This is a genomic window from Streptomyces sp. NPDC086549, assembly GCF_044746205.1.
Taxonomy (GTDB): Bacteria; Actinomycetota; Actinomycetes; order Streptomycetales; family Streptomycetaceae; genus Streptomyces.
This window is the reverse complement of sequence record NZ_JBIVBS010000010.1, coordinates 255,460-274,470: the sequence shown is the minus strand read 5'-3', so window position 1 is coordinate 274,470 and position 19,011 is coordinate 255,460. Positions and strand designations below refer to the sequence as shown.

Below are 19,011 nucleotides of genomic sequence, written 5' to 3'. Positions count from 1 at the left end.
GACGAATGTGGCTCCACCGCCGCGTCCGTGTCACACCGTCCTGGCCCGTCCTGTCTATCTGGTGTCGAACAACAAAAAGAGGGACCAATGCGTGAGATTCTGATCGTCGGTGGTGGCTACGCGGGCTTCTACACCGCATGGGGCCTTGAGAAGAAGCTTCGTACGGGCGAGGCACGGGTCACGGTGGTCGACCCGCGTCCTTACATGACCTACCAACCCTTCCTGCCGGAGGTGACGGCTGGATCGGTCGAGGCACGTCACGCTGCCGTGTCGTTGCGGCGGCACCTGCGCAGCACCCGGCTGATCGCCGGGAGCGTGACCGGGATCCGCCACGCAGACCGGACGGTGGCCGTCCGCTCTGCGGGCGGAGCAGACTACGAACTTCATTACGACACCCTCGTGGTCACTGCGGGTGCCGTGACCCGCACCTTCCCCATACCCGGGCTGGCGGAGCAGGCGATAGGCCTGAAGCACGTGGAGGAGGCGGTGGCCATTCGCGACCGGCTGATGACGGCGTTCGACCAGGCGGCGTCACTGCCGCCTGGTGCCGAGCGACGAAAGCTGCTCACCGTCACGTTCGTGGGCGGCGGGTTCTCGGGCGTCGAGGGCTTCGGTGAACTGCTGTCGCTGGCGACTGCGATGGTCAAGTTCTACCCGGAACTGAGCTTCGAGGATCTGTCGTTCCACCTTGTCGAGGCCCGAGGCCGAATCCTGCCCGAGGTGGGGGACAAGCCTGGTGGCTGGGTCGTGCGCTCTTTGGAGCACCGTGGCGCGCACGTCCACCTGAACACGCAGCTGCTCTCTGCCGAAGCCGGCCACGTTGTGCTGTCCAACGGAGCGGAATTCGATTCCGCGCTGATCGTCTGGACCGCTGGGAACGCTTCGAACCCGGTCGTGCACAACCACACGGACCTGCCCGTCGACGAGCGGGGCCTGCTCGTAGTACGGCCTGATCTGCGTGTGGGCACCGACAGCGAACCCGTGCCGGATACGTGGGCGGCGGGAGACGATGCGGCCATTCCGGACCTGGCTTCTCCCGTACCGGGAGCGCGTACGGTGCCGAACGCCCAGCACGCCGTGCGGCAGGGCAAGCGCCTTGCAAAGAACATCGCAGCAAGCCTGCACGGGGGCAGAATCCGAAACTATCGCCACAGCAGTCTGGGAGTCGTGGCGACGCTGGGTCTCGGACGAGGCATCTTCCAGTACAAGAGCATCGTCATCAAGGGACTTCCCGCCTGGCTGATGCACCGGGGCTATCACGTCCTGGCTGTGCCCAGCTGGGAGCGCAAGATCCGCGTTCTCACCGTCTGGCTCACCGCCGCGCTGTGGGGCAGGGATCTCGTCTCCCTTGCCTCCGTTCAGCATCCACGGGACGCGTTCGTCACGAGCGGCAATCCGCACCGCCCCAGTGAGAGCCGGGCGAGCGACCACCCGGCCGCATGAGCATGCCGGAAAGGCCCAGCAGGACGGCCTGGAGCGTGAGCCGGCGCGTGTCACAGACAGGCGGACTGCCCCGTCCATTTGATCTGAAGGCCCACGGTTGCCGATGCTGCCACAGAAGACCGGATCATCCGGGTGGCGCCCGCCCAGATCCGGCCGGTGTCCTGCGCGGAAGTTGCCACACTTGTCGCGCACACTGCTTCTTTCAGGCCTCTCCTCGGCGTACGCGAGATCGCCGGCCCCGACCAGTTCCGACTCGAGACGTTCGTGCGTGCCGCCCCCACCGACATCGGGGAGCACCGCCGCGTGTTCCCCGACTCCCGCAGTCCTTACTTCGTCGCCGGGCTCCGGTGTGGTGACCTCCTTCCCGGCGTTGATGCTTCTTACATCGCGCCTACTCACCACGGCGACTGACTTGACGGGCCGACTCACTCCCGCCTCCCGGAATCACCGCAACTGGGCTTCCCGCTTTCCCTCTGAAGGACACTATGGACGCGAGTAAGGAGGTCGCACGCGGCCTCACCGATATCGAGACGTATCTCTACCGGGAGGCTCATCTGCAAGCGGCACGTCGGCGCGTGGCAGCCTTCACCGCGCGGGCGCCAGGGCTGACCCAGGAGCAGAGGACGGATATCGAGCGGTGGTATCTCGACGAGCAGAAGTACGTCGCCCGCATGGTCACGGAGCACGTCGCAGACCGCATCAGCGTGGTGGAGGAGCAGCACCACGTCCGCTTCGGGCGCTGGCTGCGCGGAACGGCGATTGCGATGGCTCTGATCACCGCAGCGATGCTGTGTGTCGCTGTGATCCTGGGGACGTTGAACTGAGCCATCGGCGTTCGCTCCGCTCACCTCTGATCCGCCCCGGACTGCCGACGACGGGCGGCCAGATCACATGTTCTGACTCTACGAGTCACACTGTCTTCGCCGTCGATGTCTGCTTGGCCCGCAGGAAAGCAAATGTTTGATAGAATGATCACAGCGTTCCGGGCGCCGTGGACACATCCCCCGTGATCGGTGTCCGGAACGCCACACTTGCGACTGGACCTGTGTGGTGTCCCGATCAATCTTGCGCCGATTCGCATCCGCCTGGAAGGCGGAGCCGGGAGGACCACGATCGTGACGCGCGGGCAACTCACCGAAGGGTCCTGGCCCGCCGCAGCATCAGCGATCCGACCGCCATTGCCCACTGCGTTCGTCACGGGCCCGCCTCTGGTGCTCTCCATGGCCGCCCTTGCCTACCTGACCGCCATCCGTGCCCCGGAAGCCGCAAAAGGGGCACCCTGCAAACGCCGAGGCCACACACCCCAGGTGCGGCTGCGGTATTAGAAACCCTTGGCGTGGTAGAGGCCGCGGCCGGTCCGCTGGATTCGGGACGTGCCGACAAGGCGATCGAGTGTGCTGCGGACCCCGTTGATGCTTCCGCTGTCGGAGTCACGCCCCAGAGCCGCGGCAACATCACGGGCCCGCACGTCCGCATCGCCGACTGTGGCGAAGTACTCCATGATCTGCTCGGTGAGCATGCCGTACTTCTTCTGTCCGTCCGTGTCGGCGTCGGCCGTAAGAGGACGTTCCGCGTCCTTGCCGCTCTCCGGTTCCTGAGCCCGAGGCGTGGACGTCGTGGTGGCGTCCGCGGACCCGGAGGGGGGGAAGTGCGTCTGCGGGGCGGCAGGCTGCGCAGCCTGCCGCCCCGCAACTGCGGTACCGGCCGTGCCCGTCGAAGCCGCCGTACCAGCCGGACCACGCATCAGAGTCTCCAGGGCGCTCAGGGCCCGCTGCACCGAGCCGAGATGCGCCACGACCGCAGCAAGTTCCCTTTCCAGCGCCTGCTTCTGGATCTGCAGGCGGACCAAATCCTCTTGAAGACTCTCAGCAGTGACCTCGACGTCATGCACTGTGTGGTCTGTTCCTCTCATCCTCAACCCTTCTGCCGCGCCTCGGCCCACCTGCGGTGCCGCCCGGCCTGAACGCGGGAATGAGCCCCCCACATCATATGCAGCGACCCAAGGGAATGCGGATGCATCGGAGGGGCCCACGGTTTCCCCGGAGGCTTATGGAACGGTCAGGAAAACGCGTCAGCAATCCTACGGTCTTCCACCCGCAGTCCCGGCTGCGCGGACCGGGTCATGGCAACGAGCCGACCCGACCGCCGGCATCCTTTCAGCGGATGATCCGCGGCGTTCCTCACTGTCTGGAGCTTCGGCCGGCCGGAAGACGCGCGGCGCAGCCGGCACAACGTGCCTGAGACTGCCCTGATGCGGCTGTCGACGGTGTCGATCGCCTCTTGAAGCATGCGCAGGTGGCCCCCGAGCAGGGCGGCCTCGGCTGTCAGAGACTCGCTGGTGGCGGCAAGGTCGCGAACAGTGCGACGTGTTGGCATGGCAATATCAACGCAGCCCGTGGCTCACATCATGTGCAGTCCCACGTTGGCATCCAGCGACCGGGCAACCGTCACGCGGGCGTGCTTACGCCTGTGCGGGATGGGCGAACCGGGTCAGCAGGTCCGTCAGCCGCTCGGGCTCGCCGGGCCCGAGTTCGGCGACCAGCCGCTCGGCCAGCGGCTGCGCCGCCACATGGGCCGCGTCGAAAAGCTCGACGCCCTGAGGCGTGATCTCCACCGCCCGCACCCGGCGGTCCCCCGGAACGGTCTTGCGTACGGCCAGCCCCATGCGCTCCAGGTCGTCCACGACCCGCATGATGCCCGCCTTGTCCGACCCCGTCGCCGCCGCCAGGTCCCGCTGCACCGTGGGCCCCCGGTCGACCAGCACGAGCAGCACCGCGAAATGCCGCAACTCGATGCCGAGCGGGCGGAGCGCCTCCGTCATCACCGCGGCCGCACGCCAGTGCGCCCGGCGCAGCAGCAGGCCGAGAGCGAAAGGCGAGGTGTCCCCGGGGCGGTCGGTCGCACGCGAGGCGGCGGTCGGGTGAGGAAAGTCGGTCGTCACACTCCCAGATTACCAGCTATCAATTCATTCAATACGGTATCGTTTGAAATCAAATGCGCTGAGTCTGCCTCCCCTGCGCCTCGCGACGCCGGTGCGGGATCGGATCGGGGTGCTGGGCGCTCGCCTTGACGGCGGTCAGCCGTGGAACGATCGTGGATAGAGCCGATGGGCATGGGTAATCCGGCGGTCATCCGGCACGGCGCACCGGGTAGGGCACCATGACGCATTCCCACGCATGGTCCGGTCCGCTGCCTGCAGGATCGGCACGGGTCCGCATTGACACGGCCGCGGCCATCGCCGTCTTGGACCCCTCTGGCCGGATAATCCTCTGGAGCAGCGCTGCGCAGGCGCTGTGGGGTTACGCTCCCGAAGAAGTCGTCGGCAAGTCCCTCACCTGTCTCTTCACTACCGACGGGGCGGCGCTGTTGCATCGTGACGGCCGCTCTGTCGAGGCGCAGGTGAGCGTGTCTCCATTGGTGGCCGGTGAACGGCCGGGCGGGTTTCTGCTGACCGCGGAGCCTCGGGTGGCAGAGGCTCGGTCGAGTGCGCAGGAACCCGGAGACGAGGCATTGATGCGATGGATGTTCGAGCAGCATCCAGCTCATCTCGGGATATTCGACTGCGAAGCCCGGAACCTGAAGCAGAACCAGACGATGGCCCGGGCTACCGGTTTGCGCGAGGACGAACTCCGCGATCAGCGCATCAGCGAACTGATCCCCGATGCCCCGCTGATCGAGAACGACCGATGGATCCGGCGGGTGGCCGCGACGGGTGACCCGGCGCAGAGGGAGGCTTTCCTCAAGGTCCCCGGCGAACCGAAGGCACACGCCTGGACCGTGGATTACTTCCCGCTCAAGGATCCGGCCGGCCTGGTGCGCGCGGTGGCAATGACGGCGTACGACTATTCCCAGCAGTACGAGTCCCGGGAACGGCTGGCCCTGCTCGGCGAGGCCCGCACCCGCATTGGCGCCGGCCTGGAAGTGGAGGGGACGGCTGACGAGCTCGCTGAGCTCCTCGTGCCCCGTTTCGCGGACGTTGTCAGCGTCGACCTGTTCGAGGCGGTCTTCGGCGGTGAGCTGCCCGCGCCCGTTCCCTCGGGTCCCGTTCTGCTGCGCCGAGCCGGACAGCGGCCGGAGTTCTTCGCGGCAGGGGCGCGTCCCACCGCGGGCGAGACGCAGTGGCACCCGGCTTCCTCACCGGTCAGTGGCCAGTACTCCAGTGCGACTTCGTGATCCAGCTAGGCGTCGAGGTAGTGGTAGTCCCCATCCGGGAGGCCGATCACTAGGCGGCCGTTGTGGACCCTCCACTCGCTCATGCCGTCGACGTCGTGGCTGACCAGAAACAGCCCCCGGGGCCTCTCGTCGTACTCGTCATCCTGATAGGAGGCCGGGATCCGGGCGATCCGACGCAACCTCTCCTCGAACCAGTCGAGGGACACCGCGCGGATGTCGCCCCCGTAGAAGGCCCACCTGACGGCGTTGTACTGCCGAGCGGGGAAGGCCCAGCCCCCGCTGTAGGTGCGCTGCGGATCGTCTGCTTCCACGATCTCCTTGATCTGGGCCAGCTGTCCGTCGTCACACTGCAGCCAGCCCCTGACCGAGACCATGGTTCCCACGGCGGTTGCTCCTCATTCGTGTGGCGCGCTGCCCTGGCGCACGGTTCCTATGCGCTTGCACGCTAGAGGTGACCTGCTCGGTCACGCAAAGGGATTGACCGGTGGATCAGCCGCCTCGAGCGAGAGCGCCGATCTGGGCCATCGAGGACCAGGACGGCGGTGGATGCGAAGCGATACGGCGCATCGTCTTCGACGAGATGTCTCACCTGGGCCGTGCCGGAAATCTCCTCACCACCATCGGCGGCGCTCCCCGTCTCGCCGACGGGAGAACGGTGCCGACCTACCCCGGCCCGCTGCCCGGCGGGGTTCCCCCCGGGCTGATCGTCTCCCTCAGCGGGCTGACGAAGGAGTCCGTGGAACTGTTTTCCGGATCGAGGAGCCGGAGGAACCGATCGCCAGGGCCGGGGCCGACACCTCAATCGGTGCGTTCTACACCGCGATCCTTGACGTGTTCCGCGACAACACCGACCTGATCCGCGGTAACCGGCAGCTGACCCGCGACACGTCCGACCAAGGCGCCGGCAACAGCCTCGTGGCGATCACCTCCTTCTCGGACGTCGAAGCGGCCATCGACGTGATCAAGGAGCAGGGCGAGGGAACAGCAGCGTCACCGGAGAATCCATTCCCCGGTGAGAGCGGCGAACTCGCCCACTTCTATGTCTTCCAGGAGATCCACCACGGCCGCAAACTGATCAGGACCTCCGAAGACCCGGTGCGGTGGGATTTCGCCGGGGACGAGATACCCATGCCTCCTGCCTTCCCCATGGGCACGGTGCCGCCCGGCGGCTGGGGAGCGTCGGGCACTGCGCCCGACGTCGTGACCCAGGGGCTCATCGACGCCGGGCGCCCGAGGGCGGATACCGGCGGTGCTGTTGCTGCCTTGACGCTTACTTTGGTGATGGGCCGTCAGGTGACTCGGAGCGGTGGCAAGTGAGACTGCGGGACTGCTGCGGACCTGGGAACACTGCGTACCCAAGACCGCACGCGCGACGGGTCCGCGCATCAGCGTGCAGTACCGCCCGCACGGAGTGCAGTGAGCCTCCGGCACCCCGCCTGACGTGGGCCCCGGCATCTGGTTGGCTGTATCCCGTCAGGCAGGGTGCTCAGGACACGGGAAGATCATGCGGGCAGACATTCACCAGGTCGCCGACGGCACCTACCTGGTGCACGGCAGCAACACCAACTGGGTGATCCTCACCGACGGGGGCGCCGCGACGCTGGTGGACACCGGCTACCCCGGGGACCGGCAGCGACTCCTCGACTCCCTCACGGCGGTGGGCAGTTCGCCGGAGGCCGTCGCGGCCGTGCTGATCACCCACGCGCACAACGACCACCTCGGCTCGGCCGAGTACCTGCGCCACACGTACGGCACGCCGGTCCACCTCCACGAGGCCGAGGTCCCGCACGCCCGCCGGGACTTCCTCCAGCAGGTGAGCGTGGGCCAGGTGGTGCGCAACGCCTGGCGGCCCGGCGTCGTGCCGTGGCTGGTGCACGTGCTGCGCGTCCGCGGCGCCGAGCAGCACCCCGTCACCGCTCCCGAGGCGTTCCCCCGCGCGGGAGCCCTCGACCTGCCGGGCCGGCCCGTCCCGGTGCACACCCCCGGCCACACCGACGGGCACTGTGTCTTCCACCTGCCGGACGCCGGGATCGTGATCTCCGGCGACGCCCTCGTCACCGGCCATGCCACCTCACGCGTCAAGGGCCCACAACTGCTGCCCGGCATGTTCCACCACGAGCGAGCCCGCGCGGTGTCCTCGCTGGACCTGATCGAGGCGCTGGACGGCGGCACCCTGCTGCCCGGCCACGGCCCGGTCCACCACGGCCCCGTGCCCGAGGCGGCACAGCGGGCTCGCGAACGGGCGTTCTGAAGTCCTGTACAGGGCCTTAGGGTTCGTCCCATGGCACTGCAGATCAGCGCGACCAACCCGGAGCACCCCGCGCTCCTGCTCGAACTCCCCTGGGACGTGCCCCTGGAGGAGTGGCCCGAGGAGTACCTCGTGCCACTGCCCCGCGGCATCTCCCGGCACGTCGTGCGCTACGCCCGGGCCGGTGACGAGGTGATCGCCGCCAAGGAGCTCGCGGAGCGGCCCGCGCTGCGCGAGTACGAGCTGCTGCGCGACCTGGACCGGCTGGGCATCCCCGCGGTGGACCCGCTGGCCGTGATCACCGGACGCACCGATGACGGCGGCGCCGCGCTGGAGTCGGTGCTGGTCACCCGGCACCTGGGCGGCTCGATGCCGTACCGCTCGATGTTCGAGACGACCATGCGTCCGGCGACCATGCACCGCCTGATGGACGCCCTCGCCGTGCTGCTGGTACGGCTGCACCTGGCCGGGTTCGCCTGGGGCGACTGCTCGCTGTCCAACACGCTGTTCCGGCGGGACGCGGGCGCGTACGCCGCCTACCTGGTGGACGCGGAGACCGGCGATCTGCACCCGCGGCTCAGCCCGGGGCAGCGGGAGTACGACCTCGACCTCGCGCGCGTGAACATCAGCGGCGAGCTGCTGGACCTGGAGGCGTCCGGGGCGCTGCACCCGTCCGTCGACCCGATCGAGTTCGGCACGGAGATCTGCGCCCGCTACCGGAGCCTGTGGCAGGAGCTGACCCGCACGTCCGTGTACCCGGTGGGCAAGTACCACTACATAGAGCGCCGGATACGGCGGCTCAACGACCTCGGCTTCGACGTGGCCGAGATGCAGATCGAGCACTCCCCGGCCGGCAACACGGTCACCTTCGTGCCGAAGGTCGTCGACGCCGGCCACCACCAGCGCCAGCTGCTGCGCCTGACCGGTCTGGACACCGAGGAGAACCAGGCCAGGCGGCTGCTGAACGACCTGGAGAGCTGGATGGCCACCCAGGACGACTACGGGCCCGGCGATCCCCTCGCCGCGCGCCCCGAAGTGCTGGCCCACCGCTGGGTGCGGGACGTCTTCCGGCCCACCGTGCGCGCCGTACCGCTCGACCTGCGCGGCTCCATGGACCCGGCCGAGATCTACCACGAGCTGCTCGAACACCGCTGGTACCTGTCCGAGCGGGCGCAGCACGACATAGGCCTGGACACGGCGGTGCAGGACTACATCGAGAACGTCCTCCCCAAGGCCCGCGAGACGCTGGAGCCGACGACGCCGGAGTAGGTCAGTCGTGCGGGACCACGGCCACCGGGCAGTCGGCGTGGTGCAGCACCCCGTGCGCAACCGAGCCGATGCGGGCGCCGACGGCCGTGCGGTGCGCGCGGCGCCCGACGACCATCAGCTGGGCCTGCCCGGCCACGGACAGCAGCACCTGGCCCGCGCTGCCCATCTCGACCTGCTCGGCCACGGGGACGGCGGGAAAGCGCTCCCGCCACGGCTCCAGGGCCTCGGCCAGCGCCTTCTTCTCGTACGGCTCAAGGCCGTCGGCGTCGTCGAGGAGCTTGACCGAAGCCGGGCTGTAGGCGAAGACAGGTGGCAGCGTCCAGGCCCGTACGGCCCGGACGGTGGCCCCGCGGGCCGCCGCCGTCTCGAACGCGAAGCGCAGGGCGGCCGCGCTGTCCTCGGGGCCGCCCTGCTGGCCCACGACGACCTCCCGCCCGGCCGCCTCCGCCGCGGGCCGGTCCCCGGCGCGCACCAGGACCACGGGCCGCTCGGCCTCGGCGATCAGCTGCTGTCCCACCGAGCCGATCAGGAACCCCACGACGGCCCCGTGACCGCGCGAGCCGAGCACCAGCATCTCCGCCTCGGCGGCGGCCCCGGCCAGCACCTCGGCGGCGTGCCCCTCGACGACGTCGACGGTCACCGGCAGCTCCGGATGGCGCTCGGTGACGGCGCGCACGGCCTCCGCGACGCCCTCCGACACCCATCGCCGCTGTGCCTCCCGGTCCCCGGTGCCGTCCGCCTCGTGCGGATGGAACCGCCACGCGTGCACCACGCGCAGCGGAAGCTCCCGGCGTACAGCCTCCCGCCCCGCCCAGGCCAGCGCGGCGAGACTCTCCTCCGTACCGTCGACCCCTGCCGTGATCGGGCGCTTCATGTCCAGGCCTCCTGATAATCCGGGTGCTCCGGGGCCAGTCTTCACTACGCTGCGACCATGGCGATGCAGTGGGAGCAGCTGAACGTCGACGCGGCCGACCCGGTCGCGCTGGGGCGCTGGTGGGCCACGGCGCTGGGCTGGGTGGTGGTCAACGACGACCCCGACGAGTACGAGATCCGGCCGGAGCCGGACCGGCTGCCGGGGCTGCTGTTCGCTCCGGTGCCGGAGGCGAAGACCGTCAAGAACCGCCTCCACCTCGACTTCCGTCCCGACGACCAGGAGTCCGAGGTGGCCCGGCTGCTGTCCCTCGGTGCCAGGCACGCGGACGTCGGGCAGGGCGAGCAGCCCTGGACCGTGCTCGTGGACCCGGAGGGCAACGAGTTCTGCGTGCTGAGTTCACGGCGCCGCTGACGGCGGTCCCCGGCCGCTCGCTCTCGCTTACCAGAGCGAATCGGGGCGATCGAACATACGATGGGCGGGAACCGGTGCGGTGGCGACGGCGACACCGTCCCGTGAAACGACCTCTCGGGGTGGGAGACGTATGGCACAGGCCGCCGAAACAGCGCGGACCGTCATCATGACCGTGGACGACGACCCGGGAGTGTCCCGAGCCGTCGCCCGGGACCTGCGACGGCGTTACGGCGAGTCGTACCGGATCGTGCGCGCGGAGTCCGGCGACTCCGCGCTGGAGGCGCTGCGCGAGCTGAAGCTGCGCGGCGACCTGGTGGCCGTGATCCTGGCCGACTACCGGATGCCGCAGATGAACGGCATCGAGTTCCTGGAACAGGCCCTGGACGTGTATCCGGGCGCGCGGCGGGTGCTGCTGACCGCGTACGCGGACACGAACGCGGCGATCGACGCGATCAACGTCGTGGACCTGGACCACTACCTCCTCAAGCCGTGGGACCCGCCGGAGGAGAAGCTCTATCCGGTGCTGGACGACCTGCTGGAGGCGTGGCGGCACAGCGACTACCGGCCCGTGCCCGCCACCAAGGTCGTCGGGCACCGCTGGTCGGCGCGTTCGTCGGAGGTGCGGGAGTTCCTGGCCCGCAACCAGGTGCCGTACCGCTGGTACTCCGTCGAGGAGCCGGAGGGACAGCGGCTGCTGGCCGCGGCCGGGCAGGACGGGCAGCGGCTGCCGCTGGTGATCACTCCGGACGGCACGCCCCTGGTCGAGCCCGAGGCACCCGAGCTGGCCGCCCGGGTGGGCCTGGCGACCACGCCGACGGCCGACTTCTACGACCTGGTGGTCATCGGCGGCGGCCCGGCCGGGCTGGGCGCGGCGGTGTACGGCGCGTCGGAGGGGCTGCGGACCGTCCTGGTGGAGCGGTCGGCGACCGGCGGGCAGGCCGGGCAGAGTTCCCGGATCGAGAACTACCTCGGCTTCCCCGACGGCGTCTCCGGTGCCCAGCTCACCGACCGGGCGCGGCGGCAGGCGACCAAGTTCGGCGCCGAGATCCTCGCCGCGCGCGAGGTGACGGGGCTGGAGGTCAACGGGGCCGCCCGCGTCGTGCGGTTCGCGGACGGGTCGGCCGTCGCGGCGCACAGCGTGATCCTGGCGACGGGCGTGCAGTACCGGCAGCTGGAGGCCGAGGGCTGTATCGATCTGACCGGCTGCGGCGTGTTCTACGGCTCGGCACTGACCGAGGCGGCGTCCTGCCAGGGGCACGACGTGTACATCGTCGGCGGCGCCAACTCGGCGGGCCAGGCGGCGATGTACCTGTCCAGGTTCGCCAAGTCGGTGACGCTGCTGGTGCGCGGCGCCGACCTGTCCGCGTCGATGTCGTACTACCTGATCCAGCAGATCAACGAGGCCCCGAACATATCGGTGCGCAGCCAGACGGTGGTCGCCGCCGCGCACGGCGCCGAGCGCCTGGAGCGACTGACGCTGCGTCACGTGGCGAGCGGTGAGCGCGAACAGGTCGACGCCCAGTGGATGTTCGTGTTCATCGGCGCGGCCCCGCTGACCGACTGGCTCGGCGATACGGTGCTGCGCGACAAGCGTGGGTTCATCCTCGCCGGACCCGACCTGACCGCCGACGGGCGGCCGCCGACGAGCTGGGAACTGGACCGGCCGCCGTACCATCTGGAGACCAGCATTCCCGGCGTGTTCGTGGCCGGCGACGCGCGCGCCGAGTCCGCCAAGCGTGTCGCGTCCGCCGTCGGAGAGGGAGCCATGGCCGTGATGCTCGTCCACCGGTATCTGGAGCAGTCATGAGCGGGCAGTTGATGCCGTGCAGCGCGCAGGAGATCGGCTCCCTGTTCCTGTTCGAGAAGCTGTCACCGGAGCAGCTCGGACGGTTGTGCTGCGAGGGGCGCGTGGAGCTGTTCCAGCCCGGCCCGGTCTACACCGAAGGTGACCAGGCGACCTGCTTCTTCGTGATGGTCGAGGGCACGGTGGTGCTCTCCCGGCGGGTCGGCGACGACGACGTGGAGGTCACCCGGACCTCGCAGCCCGGGGTTTACGCGGGCGCCATGCAGGCGTACATCGGGGACCGGGTGCGGCAGGTGTACAACAACTCGATGCGGGTGACGGAGCCGACGAGGTTCTTCGTGCTGCCTGCGGACACCTTCGCGGACGTCATGCGCGAGTGGTTCCCGATGGCCGTGCACCTGCTGGAGGGTCTGTTCTTCGGTTCGAAGAGCATGCAGGCCACCATCGGGCAGCGGGAACGGCTGCTGGCGCTCGGCTCGCTGTCGGCCGGGCTCACGCACGAGCTGAACAACCCCGCGGCCGCGGCGGTGCGGGCCACCTCGACGCTGCGGGAGCGGATCGCGAAGATGCGGCACAAGCTCGCTCTGATCGCCGAAGGACCCTTCTCCCGCGACGCGTTGGCGAACCTGATCGAGATCCAGGAGCGCACCGCGGAGCGGGTCGCCAAGGCCCCCGCGCTCAGCCCGCTGGAGGCGTCGGACCGGGAGGACGCGCTCACCGACTGGCTGGAGGACCGCGGCATCGACTACGGCTGGCAGATCGCGCCGACCTTCGTACAGGCCGGGCTCGACATCGACTGGCTGGAGCAGGTCGCCGCGGCCGTGGACGAGGAGATCCTGCCCGGGGCCGTCGCGTGGCTCAACTACACCGTCGAGACCGAGCTGTTGATGAACGAGATCGAGGACTCCACCACCCGCATCTCGCACCTCGTCGACGCGGCCAAGCAGTACTCGCAGCTGGACCGGGCGCCCTACCGGGTGGCGGACGTGCACGAACTCCTCGACAGCACGCTCCTGATGCTGTCGGGCAAGATCGGGCCGCGGATCGAGGTCGTCAAGGAGTACGACCGTACGCTCCCGTCGATCCCGGCGTACCCGGCGGAGCTCAACCAGGTGTGGACCAACCTCATCGACAACGCGGTCTGCGCCATGAGCGAAAACGGCGGAGAAGGCACGCTGACCGTACGGACCGCCCTCGACCACGAACGGTTCCTGGTGGAGTTCCGGGACACCGGGCCGGGGATCGACCCGGAGATCAAGGGCCGGATCTTCGACCCGTTCTTCACCACGAAGCCCGTGGGTCAGGGCACCGGACTGGGCCTGGACATCTCCTGGCGGATCATCGTCAACAAGCACCACGGCAGCATCCAGGTCCAGTCGGCGCCCGGCGACACCCGGTTCCAGGTCCTCCTTCCCCTGACCGCCGAAACGCCCGAAACGCCCGAGGAGGCAGTATGAGCAGCGACGCCGGCATCGACCCCAGCGTTCCGCCGAGCGGAACCGGGTGCGTCGAGTGCGACGCGGTCGGCGGCTGGTGGTTCCATCTGCGGCGCTGTACGCAGTGCGGGCACATCGGCTGCTGCGACGACTCGCCCGCCAAGCACGCCACCGCGCACTACCAGGCCACCGGACACCCCGTGATCCGCAGCTTCGAGCCGGGCGAGGGATGGTTCTGGAACTACGACTCCAGCGAGTTGTACGACGCGGGCCCCGAGCTGGCCCCGCCGGCCAGCCATCCGGCGGACCAGCCCGTGCCGGGGCCCGCGGGGCGGGTCCCGGCCAACTGGGCGGAGACGCTGCGCTGAGTCCCTAAGGGCCGGCGCAGTCGAGGGTGTCCAGCTCGACGGCGTCGGCCATCGCCTGCATGCCCTTGTCGTCGGGATGCAGGTGGTCGCCGCCGTCGAGGAACGGCAGCATGCGCTCGGGGTCGAACGGGCTGCGCAGGATCCGGTCGAAGTCGGTGACCGCGTCGAACTCCCCGCTGCTCCTGATGAACCGGTTCACCTCCTGGCGTACGGCCTCGGCGGCCGGATCCCATTCCGACCAGCCCTTGAAGGGGCCGACGGTCGCGCCGACGACGCACTTCCCGGCCGCGTGGGCCCGCTCGGCGATGCGGCGGTACCCGGCGATCAGGTCGGCCGCGGTGACCCCGGTGTGGGCCTTGATGTCATTGACCCCCTCGAAGAGGAAGACGGTACGGACGCCGGGCTGGCTCAGGACGTCCCGGTCCAGGCGGTTGAGGGCGGCCTGCCCGGCGCCGTTCGCGAGGACCTTGTTGCCGGAGATCCCCTCGTTGGCCACGCCCTTGACCTCGGCGTCCGCCTTCTGGAGCCGGCGGGCGAGGTAGTCGGGCCAGCGGCGGTTCTGGTCGGTGGTGGACGCCCAGCCGTCGGTGATGGAGTCGCCGAGCGCCACCACGGCCCCGGTGGCCGGGTCGGACGGCCGTACGGAGACGGCGTCCAGGTACCACCAGGAGCCAGTGGTCTGCGTCCAGTTGGCGGCGCTCTCCTCAGCGGTGTGGTCGCCCTGGTCCACATAGGAGGTCTGCATGGCCATCCAGTGGCCGGTGGCCGGGCCCGCCGCGTCCGGGCTGTGCAGGCTGACGACCAGGTTGCTGCCGGCGGGCAGGCTGCCGGGCAGCGGGTCGCTCCACACGGCGGCGCCCGCCGGCACGGTGACCGTGCGGGCGCCGTCGAAGGTCAGCCGTTTGTTGCTGCCCGGCTTGAGGGCGGCACCCTGGCTCTGCAGGCCGGCGTAGACGCTGTCGAGGGTCAGCGGCCGGTCGCCGAAGGCGTTGGACAGGCGTACCCGCAGGCCGCTGCCGGCGGCGCTGGTGTGCACGACCAGCCGGTAGCCGCGGTCGGCGGTGCCCTCTCCCGTCCGGTCGGCGCCGGCCCCCCAGGTGACCACGTCGTGCCGGGCGGGAGCGGGGGCCTGGGAGGAGGGCTCCCGCATGAGGGCCGCCTGGGCGGGCCCGGTCTGGCAGGCGACCGCCGTCAGCAACACGGTCGCGGGGCTCAGAACCCGCGCGAACCGGCCGGTCACCGCGCGAAGTCCTTCAGCGTGACGGACTCGCCGGGCTTCAGCGTGACCGTCCGGGACCTACCGCCGTACGCGACCGTCGTCGTACGGCCGCCGACACTGTGGATCCGGGCCTCGGTGGGCTTGCCTTCCCGCCAGCGCAGGTCGACGACGAAGCCGCCGCGCGCCCCCGCCCCGGTGACCGAGCCGGAGACGGCCCAGGCAAGGCGTTTCTGACGCCTTCGTTCCAGCGGCGGTGCAGGTAGCCGACGTACGGGTCGACGATGTGCGCCCACTGAAGGCTCTTGGTGACGACATCGTCGGCCGAGCGGGCGCCCACCAGCTTACGGACGGTGGCCTGGTGCAACCCGAGTTCCGGCCGATCGCCGCCTTCGACATCCCCTGTTCCCACAGCTCGTGGACGGCGGCATGCTGCTCACGCAGCCGAGTCACGATCTTCAGCTCTCGTGGTGGCTGGACCACCTGCGGCTCTGCCTCCGGCTGGTCGGGTGTGTCGGCAGGTCCAGGAGGCGGTTCGGCCAGGCGGGCGCGATGGGCGTTCACCGTCTTCTCGACCGCCTGGCCGAGGTTGGCCCACAGGTGATAGCGATCGGCGACCTGCTCGGCCTGTGGCGCCCCGAGCCGTGCGCCCTCTCCGTAACCACCCGAGCGATCCCGGGCCATCGAAGAGGTGAAGCGGACGGTGGGTGGCCATGTCGATCAGGACCGTGCCGTAATGGCGGCCCTTGCGGAAAGCGAAGTCGTCGGCGCCCAGCACTTCCACGTGGCCGACGTCGGGCTCGGGCAAGGCCCTGACCAGCCGCAGCAGCGTATCCCTGCCCACGGAGATGCCGACCGCGGCCGCCAGGCGGGCTCCTGCCCGGCCGGCCAGGGCCAGCCCGCTCTGCGTCAACACCGCACGTAGCAGCGGAGTGTGTCGGCTGTGCGGGGTGGTCAGTCCCGCGATCTGCTCAGCGAACGTCACGGCCGGGCAGGCAGGATTCTCACAGCGCAAGCGGCGTTTGCATAACTCGATCACGACGCCCAGCCCGCCCACGGCGACATCACGCAGCTGGCGCACATACCGGCCGTGCACCCGTGCCGAGCCCTGACCGCACCGGCAGGCCGCGGTCGTCGCTCGCGCCCGCGTCCTCAGCACCACCTTGTCCGGCCGCCGTTGGACCTCCTCGATCAGCAACGCGGACGGATGCGGAAACAGCTCCAAGAGCACATCACGAGAGCACGCGATACATGATCGCGAACAGCTGACGCGACCCGCTCAAGGGTCCGGATCACAAGATCGTCGACAGAACCCGAATCTTCACATTGATGGCGTCCACGAAGACGACCGGGTAGACGCGATCCAGCGGACGTGACTGCCATTCGGCCATGCCTTCCATCACCTTGTCCGTGATGGTGGTGATGGTCTGCTTGGACACGTCTGCCCCGTACACCTCGGCCAGATGAGCCGATATCTCCCCATGGGTCAGGCCCTTCGCGGACAGCGACAGCACCATTTCGTCGACTCCGGTCAGGCGGCGCTGCCGCTTCTTGACGATCCGCGGCTCGAAGGTGCCGGCCACAGCCCTCGGCACCTTCACCTCGACGTCGGTCAGCACTGTCTTGGTGCGGGTGCCGTTGCGGCTGTTGCCGCTGATCTGGCCCGCCGCGTCGTGCTTGCCATAGCCGACATGGTCGGTGATCTCGCCCTCCAAGGCGGACTCCAGCACCCGCTTCGTCAGCTGCTGCAGCCCGCCCTCCCCGGTCAGCTGCAGCCCGTCATTGCGGGCGCGGTCGACCAGCATCGCGATCAACTGCTCGTTCGACACCGCCTCCGCGGCCGACTCGACGACCGGCTCTTCCACGGCCTCGTGCTCGATGATGGCCTCGCTCATCAGGCGTCTCCTTGATTATCCCCGTTGGGCCCTGTCTCACTTTCGGTGGTGACGAAGCGTCGTGATGGGTCGTTGGCATTCGCGTGAAGGATGTCAACAAGCTCGTGCAGACGGTGTTCTCGGGCCTGTCCCCGCTGGTCATCGAGGATGTGGGCGACGAAGGTGAGCGGATCCTGGTGCGAGCACGGACTCCGCGGGACACTGCGGTCTGCCCGGTGTGCGGGGCCTCGTCGAAACGCGTGCACGGCTATCACTGGCGGACAGTCGCGGACGTGCCGGTCGGTGAACGACGGGTGGTGGTCCGTGTGCGGGTGCGGCGTCTGGTGTGTCCCACGCGCGGCTGCCGCCACACCTTCCGCGAACAGGTGCCCGGCGTCCTGGACCGGTACCAGCGGCGTACGACCCGCCTGAGCAGGCAAGTCAAGGCCGTGGTCAAGGAGTTAGCGGGACGGGCTGGGGCACGTCTGCTGGCGATATTGGCGGTGAGCCTGTCGCGTCACACGGCCCTGCGCGCCCTGCTGCGGATCCCGTTGCCCACCGGGCGGGTGCCCCGTGTGATCGGCGTCGACGACTTCGCACTGCGCCGGCGGCACCGCTATGCCACCGTGATCATCGATGCCGAGACTCATGAGCGGATCGACGTGCTGCCCGGCCGCACGGCCGACACCCTGCAGGCGTGGCTGCGCGAGCATCCGGGCATCGAGATCGTGTGCCGTGACGGCTCGGCGACCTATGCTGAGGCGATCCGGCGTGCCCTGCCCGATGCGGTGCAGGTCACGGACCGGTGGCATGTGTGGCACAACCTGTGCGAAGCCGCTCTGAGCGAGGTCAAGGCGCACAGCGCCTGTTGGGCCACCGTGCTGGACGCACCCATCTACGACGGGCCACGTGCCCAGACCACCCTGGAACGCTGGCACCAGGTCCACGGCCTGCTCGACCAGGGCGTCGGCTTGCTCGAATGCGCCCGCCGTCTCCAGCTGGCCCTGAACACCGTCAAACGCTACGCCCGCGCCGATCGGCCCGAGCGCATGCTCCGCGTCCCCAAGTACCGCGCCGGCCTCGTCGACCCCTACCGCGAGCATCTACGCAAACGCCGCGCAGAGGACCCCGGCGTCCCCGTCCTGTACCGCTTCGAAGAGATCAAAGCACTCGGCTTCACGGGCTGCCTGAACCTCCTGCACAAGTACATCAAACAGGGCCGTGCGGACGCCGACCGCAGCCACATCTCCCCGCGCCGGCTCGCCCGGATGCTGCTGACCAGGCCCGACAACCTCAAGACCGAGCAACACGAGCTCCTGGCCAAGCTCACTGCCGCCTGCCCCGAGATGACCCAACTGGCCACCGGTGTCACGAACTTCGCCCCGCTCCTTACGCCACACACCGACAACGCCAACGCGCTCACGCGCTGGATCGCCCAGGTCCGAGCAGCCGACTTGCCTCATCTACATGCCTTCACCCGAGGCCTGGACCGTGACCTCGACGCCGTGATCGCCGGGCTCACGCTTCCGTACAGCAATGGCCCCACCGAGGGTGTCAACACCAAGACCAAACGAATCGCACGCCAGATGCACGGACGAGCAGGCTTCACCCTGCTTCGGCACCGCATCCTCCTCGGATAGCAGCACGCTCCGTCACCACCGGAAGTGAGACAGGGCCTAGAGGCGGCCACTCCCCCCGTTGGCGTGTTCCGGGAGGTTCTCACCTGGTTAGGGGGTCTGTCGGTCTGCGCATTGTGCAGGTACGCCGGTCGGCTCTTCACTGGCCGCCGTGAGCAGCACGAGCGGTGCGGAACGGTCCGGGTGTACCGGATGCGTGTGAGGGATGTCGATGTGCGGTTCATCGGCTCGTCTGCTGGTGCAGCGGCTCTGGCTGGC

16 protein-coding genes and 4 pseudogenes are annotated in these 19,011 nt (G+C 69.3%); 12 read left to right on the top strand and 8 right to left on the bottom strand.

From position 1 onward, the window contains the following. The first annotated feature begins 87 nt into the window (after positions 1 to 87). Positions 88 to 1,443 (top strand): NAD(P)/FAD-dependent oxidoreductase, encoded by a 1,356-nt coding sequence (locus ACIPSA_RS29425; protein WP_402639709.1) that lies wholly within the window; start codon positions 88 to 90, stop codon positions 1,441 to 1,443. Positions 1,444 to 1,928: 485 nt separating this feature from the next. After that, positions 1,929 to 2,267: a hypothetical protein gene (locus ACIPSA_RS29420; protein ID WP_402639707.1), complete on the top strand. Its 339-nt coding sequence runs from the start codon at positions 1,929 to 1,931 to the stop codon at positions 2,265 to 2,267. 497 nt (positions 2,268 to 2,764) lie between these two features. Here the strand turns inward: ACIPSA_RS29420 and ACIPSA_RS29415 are convergent, their stop codons facing one another. Both ACIPSA_RS29415 and ACIPSA_RS29410 read right to left on the bottom strand, forming a co-directional pair. Then, the gene (locus tag ACIPSA_RS29415) at positions 2,765 to 3,355 is read right to left on the bottom strand and encodes a hypothetical protein (protein WP_402639705.1); all 591 of its coding nucleotides are present in this window, start codon (positions 3,353 to 3,355) and stop codon (positions 2,765 to 2,767) included. 549 nt (positions 3,356 to 3,904) lie between these two features. Beyond that, entirely contained in the window at positions 3,905 to 4,384 is a 480-nt protein-coding gene (locus ACIPSA_RS29410; protein WP_402639703.1) for a MarR family winged helix-turn-helix transcriptional regulator, read from the bottom strand. A gap of 218 nt (positions 4,385 to 4,602) precedes the next feature. Here ACIPSA_RS29410 and ACIPSA_RS29405 point away from each other — a divergent pair, with 218 nt between their 5' ends. After that, a complete protein-coding gene (locus ACIPSA_RS29405; RefSeq protein WP_402639701.1) occupies positions 4,603 to 5,616 on the top strand; it encodes a PAS domain-containing protein in 1,014 nt (337 codons plus the stop codon). A gap of 5 nt (positions 5,617 to 5,621) precedes the next feature. On the opposite strand, the gene ACIPSA_RS29400 is transcribed toward ACIPSA_RS29405, so the two are convergent. Beyond that, positions 5,622 to 5,990: a hypothetical protein gene (locus ACIPSA_RS29400; RefSeq protein ID WP_402639878.1), complete on the bottom strand. Its 369-nt coding sequence runs from the start codon at positions 5,988 to 5,990 to the stop codon at positions 5,622 to 5,624. Positions 5,991 to 6,196: 206 nt separating this feature from the next. Between ACIPSA_RS29400 and ACIPSA_RS29395 the strand changes: the two are divergent. From ACIPSA_RS29395 to ACIPSA_RS29380, 4 genes and pseudogenes are all read left to right on the top strand, one after another. Beyond that, positions 6,197 to 6,933 (top strand): annotated as a pseudogene (locus ACIPSA_RS29395) (ferritin-like domain-containing protein). A gap of 16 nt (positions 6,934 to 6,949) precedes the next feature. Further along, positions 6,950 to 7,036 (top strand): annotated as a pseudogene (locus ACIPSA_RS29390) (alpha-ketoglutarate-dependent dioxygenase AlkB); the annotation flags it as partial. A gap of 84 nt (positions 7,037 to 7,120) precedes the next feature. Next, complete coding sequence (locus ACIPSA_RS29385; protein ID WP_402639700.1) at positions 7,121 to 7,867, top strand: MBL fold metallo-hydrolase; 747 nt, start codon at positions 7,121 to 7,123, stop codon at positions 7,865 to 7,867. Positions 7,868 to 7,897: 30 nt separating this feature from the next. Then, positions 7,898 to 9,133, top strand: a complete 1,236-nt coding sequence (locus tag ACIPSA_RS29380; RefSeq protein ID WP_402639698.1) for a DUF4032 domain-containing protein — start codon at positions 7,898 to 7,900, stop codon at positions 9,131 to 9,133. A gap of 1 nt (position 9,134) precedes the next feature. Here the strand turns inward: ACIPSA_RS29380 and ACIPSA_RS29375 are convergent, their stop codons facing one another. Continuing rightward, on the bottom strand, positions 9,135 to 10,007 hold the full coding sequence (locus ACIPSA_RS29375) for a universal stress protein (protein WP_402639696.1): 873 nt from the start codon (positions 10,005 to 10,007) through the stop codon (positions 9,135 to 9,137). A 57-nt stretch (positions 10,008 to 10,064) separates the two neighbouring features. Here ACIPSA_RS29375 and ACIPSA_RS29370 point away from each other — a divergent pair, with 57 nt between their 5' ends. From ACIPSA_RS29370 to ACIPSA_RS29355, 4 genes are all read left to right on the top strand, one after another. Then, positions 10,065 to 10,418 (top strand): VOC family protein, encoded by a 354-nt coding sequence (locus tag ACIPSA_RS29370; RefSeq protein ID WP_402639694.1) that lies wholly within the window; start codon positions 10,065 to 10,067, stop codon positions 10,416 to 10,418. 130 nt (positions 10,419 to 10,548) lie between these two features. Continuing rightward, complete coding sequence (locus ACIPSA_RS29365; RefSeq protein ID WP_402639692.1) at positions 10,549 to 12,225, top strand: FAD-dependent oxidoreductase; 1,677 nt, start codon at positions 10,549 to 10,551, stop codon at positions 12,223 to 12,225. Beyond that, positions 12,222 to 13,679: an ATP-binding protein gene (locus ACIPSA_RS29360; RefSeq protein ID WP_402639690.1), complete on the top strand. Its 1,458-nt coding sequence runs from the start codon at positions 12,222 to 12,224 to the stop codon at positions 13,677 to 13,679. Before ACIPSA_RS29365 ends, ACIPSA_RS29360 begins: the two co-directional genes overlap by 4 nt. Beyond that, entirely contained in the window at positions 13,676 to 14,026 is a 351-nt protein-coding gene (locus ACIPSA_RS29355) for a UBP-type zinc finger domain-containing protein (RefSeq protein WP_402639688.1), read from the top strand. Before ACIPSA_RS29360 ends, ACIPSA_RS29355 begins: the two co-directional genes overlap by 4 nt. A gap of 4 nt (positions 14,027 to 14,030) precedes the next feature. Here the strand turns inward: ACIPSA_RS29355 and ACIPSA_RS29350 are convergent, their stop codons facing one another. From ACIPSA_RS29350 to ACIPSA_RS29335, 4 genes and pseudogenes are all read right to left on the bottom strand, one after another. Continuing rightward, on the bottom strand, positions 14,031 to 15,266 hold the full coding sequence (locus ACIPSA_RS29350) for an SGNH/GDSL hydrolase family protein (RefSeq protein WP_402639686.1): 1,236 nt from the start codon (positions 15,264 to 15,266) through the stop codon (positions 14,031 to 14,033). Continuing rightward, positions 15,263 to 15,466 (bottom strand): annotated as a pseudogene (locus ACIPSA_RS29345) (glycoside hydrolase family 95-like protein); the annotation flags it as partial. The pseudogene ACIPSA_RS29345 and the gene ACIPSA_RS29350, both read right to left, overlap by 4 nt. Positions 15,467 to 15,678: 212 nt before the next feature. Further along, positions 15,679 to 16,401, bottom strand: coding sequence for a transposase family protein (locus tag ACIPSA_RS29340; RefSeq protein ID WP_402639876.1), 723 nt, complete (start codon positions 16,399 to 16,401; stop codon positions 15,679 to 15,681). A 154-nt stretch (positions 16,402 to 16,555) separates the two neighbouring features. Further along, positions 16,556 to 17,137 (bottom strand): annotated as a pseudogene (locus tag ACIPSA_RS29335) (transposase); the annotation flags it as partial. Positions 17,138 to 17,250: 113 nt separating this feature from the next. Between ACIPSA_RS29335 and ACIPSA_RS29330 the strand changes: the two are divergent. Further along, positions 17,251 to 18,756, top strand: coding sequence for an ISL3 family transposase (locus ACIPSA_RS29330; RefSeq protein ID WP_402639874.1), 1,506 nt, complete (start codon positions 17,251 to 17,253; stop codon positions 18,754 to 18,756). Positions 18,757 to 19,011 lie beyond the last annotated feature (255 nt).